This is a genomic window from Ralstonia soli, assembly GCF_023955655.1.
Classification (GTDB): Bacteria; Pseudomonadota; Gammaproteobacteria; order Burkholderiales; family Burkholderiaceae; genus Ralstonia; species Ralstonia soli.
In genome coordinates this window covers 1-5789 of record NZ_JAMXHT010000021.1, presented here as the reverse complement: position 1 = coordinate 5789, position 5789 = coordinate 1, and the positions used below count along the sequence as shown (strand labels likewise).

The following is a 5789-nucleotide window of genomic DNA, read 5'->3' as shown; positions in this document are numbered from 1 at the left end:
GGCATGGGCTGGGGCCGTGCATGCTGCACAACCCGAGTTACGACTTCAACGACGCGCTGCTGCCGTTGGGGGCGACGTACTGGGTGAGGCTGGTGGAGCGGTACCTGGGGCGATCCTGAGGGGCGGGCTCAAGCGCAAGAAGCCACCGTTGGGTGGCTTCTTTTTTTGTCTGGGGGAAGGTGCGCGCGGGGTGCTGTTTCGCGCGCGTAAAAGCAAACACCCCAGCCGGGTTGGGCTGGGGTGTTTAGAGGGAGAGCCTGGCGATGACCTACTTTCACACGGGAATCCGCACTATCATCGGCGCGGAGTCGTTTCACGGTCCTGTTCGGGATGGGAAGGGGTGGTACCGACTCGCTATGGTCACCAGGCTATGACTTGTCGCGTCGTTGCGTTTGCAGGCAACGTCGCCAATATGGGAATGTAGTTAGGGTTGTGCTTAGTTTGTATCAGGCACAAGGCAGACCCAGCCGGAAACATACCGGTTATAGGATCAAGCCGCACGGGCAATTAGTACTGGTTAGCTGAACGCATTACTGCGCTTCCACACCCAGCCTATCAACGTCCTGGTCTCGAACGACCCTTCAGGGAGATCAAGTCTCCAGGGAATCCTCATCTTCAGGCAAGTTTCCCGCTTAGATGCTTTCAGCGGTTATCTCTTCCGTACATAGCTACCCTGCGATGCCTCTGGCGAGACAACAGGTACACCAGCGGTACGTCCACTCCGGTCCTCTCGTACTAGGAGCAGCCCCCGTCAAGATTCCAACGCCCACGGCAGATAGGGACCAAACTGTCTCACGACGTTTTAAACCCAGCTCACGTACCTCTTTAAATGGCGAACAGCCATACCCTTGGGACCGGCTACAGCCCCAGGATGAGATGAGCCGACATCGAGGTGCCAAACACCGCCGTCGATATGAACTCTTGGGCGGTATCAGCCTGTTATCCCCAGAGTACCTTTTATCCGTTGAGCGATGGCCCTTCCATACAGAACCACCGGATCACTATGTCCTGCTTTCGCACCTGCTCGACTTGTCGGTCTCGCAGTTAAGCACGCTTTTGCCATTGCACTTTAGGTACGATGTCCGACCGTACCAAGCGTACCTTCGAACTCCTCCGTTACACTTTGGGAGGAGACCGCCCCAGTCAAACTGCCTACCATGCACTGTCCCCGACCCGGATTCACGGGCCAAGGTTAGAACCTCAAACAAACCAGGGTGGTATTTCAAGGACGGCTCCACCGAAACTAGCGTCCCGGTTTCAAAGCCTCCCACCTATCCTACACAGATCGGTTCAAAGTCCAATGCAAAGCTACAGTAAAGGTTCATGGGGTCTTTCCGTCTAGCCGCGGGGAGATTGCATCATCACAAACACTTCAACTTCGCTGAGTCTCGGGAGGAGACAGTGTGGCCATCGTTACGCCATTCGTGCAGGTCGGAACTTACCCGACAAGGAATTTCGCTACCTTAGGACCGTTATAGTTACGGCCGCCGTTTACCGGGACTTCAATCAAGAGCTTGCACCCCATCATTTAATCTTCCGGCACCGGGCAGGCGTCACACCCTATACGTCCACTTTCGTGTTTGCAGAGTGCTGTGTTTTTATTAAACAGTCGCAGCCACCATTTTATTGCAACCCCTTCGTCCTCCTGGCGCGAGCCAGTCAAACTACAAGGGCGTACCTTATCCCGAAGTTACGGTACCAATTTGCCGAGTTCCTTCTCCCGAGTTCTCTCAAGCGCCTTAGAATACTCATCTCGCCCACCTGTGTCGGTTTGCGGTACGGTCTCGTATGACTGAAGCTTAGAGGCTTTTCTTGGAACCACTTCCAATTGCTTCGCGACCTAAAGTCGCTCGCCCCACACCCTTGAATCACGCACCCGGATTTGCCTAAGTGCCATCTCCAATGCAGGGACCGGGACATCCAACACCCGGACAACCTTCCGCGATCCGTCCCCCCATCGCATCATACGACGGTGCAGGAATATTAACCTGCTTCCCATCAGCTACGCATCTCTGCCTCGCCTTAGGGGCCGACTCACCCTACGCCGATGAACGTTGCGTAGGAAACCTTGGGCTTACGGCGAGGGGGCCTTTCACCCCCTTTATCGCTACTCATGTCAGCATTCGCACTTCTGATACCTCCAGCATCCTTTACAAGACACCTTCACAGGCTTACAGAACGCTCTCCTACCATGCACTTACGTGCATCCGCAGCTTCGGTATATGGCTTAGCCCCGTTACATCTTCCGCGCAGGACGACTCGATCAGTGAGCTATTACGCTTTCTTTAAAGGGTGGCTGCTTCTAAGCCAACCTCCTGACTGTTTTAGCCTTCCCACTTCGTTTCCCACTTAGCCATATTTAGGGACCTTAGCTGGCGGTCTGGGTTGTTTCCCTCTTGACACCGGACGTTAGCACCCGATGTCTGTCTCCCGTGATTGCACTCTTCGGTATTCGGAGTTTGCTATGGCGGGGTAATCAGCAATAGACCCCCCAACCATGACAGTGCTCTACCCCCGAAGGTGAGACACGAGGCACTACCTAAATAGTTTTCGGAGAGAACCAGCTATTTCCAAGTTTGTTTAGCCTTTCACCCCTATCCACAGCTCATCCCCTAACTTTTCAACGTTAGTGGGTTCGGTCCTCCAGTACGTGTTACCGCACCTTCAACCTGGCCATGGATAGATCACTTGGTTTCGGGTCTACACCCAGCGACTGAACGCCCTATTCGGACTCGCTTTCGCTACGCCTTCCCTAATCGGTTAAGCTTGCCACTGAATGTAAGTCGCTGACCCATTATACAAAAGGTACGCCGTCACCCGTTTCCAGGCTCCGACTGTTTGTATGCATGCGGTTTCAGGATCTATTTCACTCCCCTCCCGGGGTTCTTTTCGCCTTTCCCTCACGGTACTGGTTCACTATCGGTCGATTACGAGTATTTAGCCTTGGAGGATGGTCCCCCCATCTTCAGACAGGATTTCACGTGTCCCGCCCTACTTGTCGTACACCTAGTTCCACAATACTGCTTTCACATACGGGGCTATCACCCACTATGGCCGGACTTTCCATTCCGTTCTGCTAGCAATACTGCTAAAGAGTACAAGGCTGATCCCATTTCGCTCGCCACTACTTTGGGAATCTCGGTTGATTTCTGTTCCTGCAGCTACTTAGATGTTTCAGTTCACTGCGTTCGCTTCCTTAACCTATGTATTCAGTTAAGGATGACCCATACGGGCCGGGTTTCCCCATTCGGACATCTGCGGATCAAAGCTCGTTTGCCAGCTCCCCGCAGCTTTTCGCAGGCTACTACGTCCTTCATCGCCTGTAATCGCCAAGGCATCCACCACATGCACTTATTCGCTTGACCCTATAACGAGTATGTCTCGCTATAGGCTGAGTTCTCGCGTTGTGCCGTATTCCAAGACAATCTTTCGATTGCTCTGGTAATACTGGTTGATACAATCACAACCCAGTGTCGCGTTTGTATGTGCGCCTCATCAACGCACCGCGACACCTTTACTACATTCCATATTGTTAAAGAACAGCCGAACTTTTACGCTCGTCTTGGCTAGGCCAAACGCAAACACCATCGACACAGCGTCGATGCTTGCGTTTGGTAACCAACAAGGTATTGGTGGAGGATGACGGGATCGAACCGACGACCCCCTGCTTGCAAAGCAGGTGCTCTCCCAGCTGAGCTAATCCCCCAGTCACGGCAGAGTACTTCTTCCACCGTCCGTAACTTGGTGGGTCTGGTAGGACTTGAACCTACGACCCCCGCCTTATCAAGACGGTGCTCTAACCACCTGAGCTACAGACCCTTGGCTGTAACATCAAACAAACCGATAAGTGTGGACGCCTAACGTCGGATGCACGCTCTTAAAGGAGGTGATCCAGCCGCACCTTCCGATACGGCTACCTTGTTACGACTTCACCCCAGTCATGAACCCTACCGTGGTAATCGCCCTCCTTGCGGTTAGGCTAACTACTTCTGGTAAAGCCCACTCCCATGGTGTGACGGGCGGTGTGTACAAGACCCGGGAACGTATTCACCGCGGCATGCTGATCCGCGATTACTAGCGATTCCAGCTTCACGTAGTCGAGTTGCAGACTACGATCCGGACTACGATGCATTTTCTGAGATTAGCTCCACCTCGCGGCTTGGCAACCCTCTGTATGCACCATTGTATGACGTGTGAAGCCCTACCCATAAGGGCCATGAGGACTTGACGTCATCCCCACCTTCCTCCGGTTTGTCACCGGCAGTCTCTCTAGAGTGCCCTTTCGTAGCAACTAGAGACAAGGGTTGCGCTCGTTGCGGGACTTAACCCAACATCTCACGACACGAGCTGACGACAGCCATGCAGCACCTGTGTCCACTTTCTCTTTCGAGCACCTAATGCATCTCTGCTTCGTTAGTGGCATGTCAAGGGTAGGTAAGGTTTTTCGCGTTGCATCGAATTAATCCACATCATCCACCGCTTGTGCGGGTCCCCGTCAATTCCTTTGAGTTTTAATCTTGCGACCGTACTCCCCAGGCGGTCAACTTCACGCGTTAGCTACGTTACTAAGGAAATGAATCCCCAACAACTAGTTGACATCGTTTAGGGCGTGGACTACCAGGGTATCTAATCCTGTTTGCTCCCCACGCTTTCGTGCATGAGCGTCAGTGTTATCCCAGGGGGCTGCCTTCGCCATCGGTATTCCTCCACATCTCTACGCATTTCACTGCTACACGTGGAATTCTACCCCCCTCTGACACACTCTAGCCGTGCAGTCACCAATGCAATTCCCAGGTTAAGCCCGGGGATTTCACATCGGTCTTGCACAACCGCCTGCGCACGCTTTACGCCCAGTAATTCCGATTAACGCTTGGACCCTACGTATTACCGCGGCTGCTGGCACGTAGTTAGCCGGTCCTTATTCTTCCGGTACCGTCATCGACCCCAGGTATTAACCAGAGCCATTTCTTTCCGGACAAAAGTGCTTTACAACCCGAAGGCCTTCTTCACACACGCGGCATTGCTGGATCAGGCTTTCGCCCATTGTCCAAAATTCCCCACTGCTGCCTCCCGTAGGAGTCTGGGCCGTGTCTCAGTCCCAGTGTGGCTGATCGTCCTCTCAGACCAGCTACTGATCGTCGCCTTGGTAGGCCTTTACCCCACCAACTAGCTAATCAGACATCGGCCGCTCCTATAGCATGAGGCCTTGCGGTCCCCCACTTTCACCCTCAGGTCGTATGCGGTATTAGCTAATCTTTCGACTAGTTATCCCCCACTACAGGGCACGTTCCGATGTATTACTCACCCGTTCGCCACTCGCCGGCAGGAGAAGCAAGCTTCTCCCCCGCTGCCGTTCGACTTGCATGTGTAAGGCATGCCGCCAGCGTTCAATCTGAGCCAGGATCAAACTCTTCAGTTCAATCTGCTGTTTTCGCTCTTTACGAGCGGTCGCTCACTCTCAGAATCTGACTTGAACTTTCGTTCAAACCTTACTTCTGTGCGAGCACTTCATTACTTGTTAGCTAACGGATCGAAATCCGTCGCATCCAGTATTAAGCGCCCACACTTATCGGCTGTTTGCTTGTTAAAGAACTGCGCGATCAACTTTGTTCATCGCGTCGCTGCGTTTGCTGCAGCAGAGAAACGAGATTATGCAGAGCTTTTTCGTCGCTGTCAACAACTTGCTGAAGAATTTTTATCGTTCAACGCGTCGCTAACTTCACCGCAACCGCAGACCGTCGCCAACCACTCAACAACCCGCAAACCCGCTCCACTCCTACTTCTCCACC

1 protein-coding gene, 2 tRNA genes and 3 rRNA genes are annotated in these 5789 nt (G+C 53.3%); 1 reads left to right on the top strand and 5 read right to left on the bottom strand.

What is annotated here, in order from left to right; genetic code table 11:
* Nucleotides 1–255 precede the first annotated feature (255 nt).
* The 5 genes from rrf to NG900_RS26410 all read right to left on the bottom strand — a co-directional run bounded on the left by rrf (nt 256) and on the right by NG900_RS26410 (nt 5419).
* A 5S ribosomal RNA gene (gene rrf, locus NG900_RS26430) occupies nt 256–368 on the bottom strand.
* 118 nt (nt 369–486) lie between these two features.
* Nucleotides 487–3365, bottom strand: a 23S ribosomal RNA gene (locus NG900_RS26425).
* 265 nt (nt 3366–3630) lie between these two features.
* Nucleotides 3631–3706 (bottom strand) — tRNA-Ala (locus NG900_RS26420).
* Between the two features lie 36 nt (nt 3707–3742).
* Nucleotides 3743–3819 (bottom strand) — tRNA-Ile (locus tag NG900_RS26415).
* Between the two features lie 60 nt (nt 3820–3879).
* Nucleotides 3880–5419: ribosomal RNA gene (locus NG900_RS26410) — 16S ribosomal RNA — on the bottom strand.
* Together the 16S, 23S and 5S rRNA genes with 2 tRNA genes alongside form the textbook arrangement of a ribosomal RNA operon.
* Nucleotides 5420–5581: 162 nt before the next feature.
* Here NG900_RS26410 and NG900_RS26405 point away from each other — a divergent pair.
* On the top strand, nt 5582–5789 hold a 208-nt coding region (locus NG900_RS26405), incomplete at its 3' end, for a hypothetical protein (protein WP_252685350.1).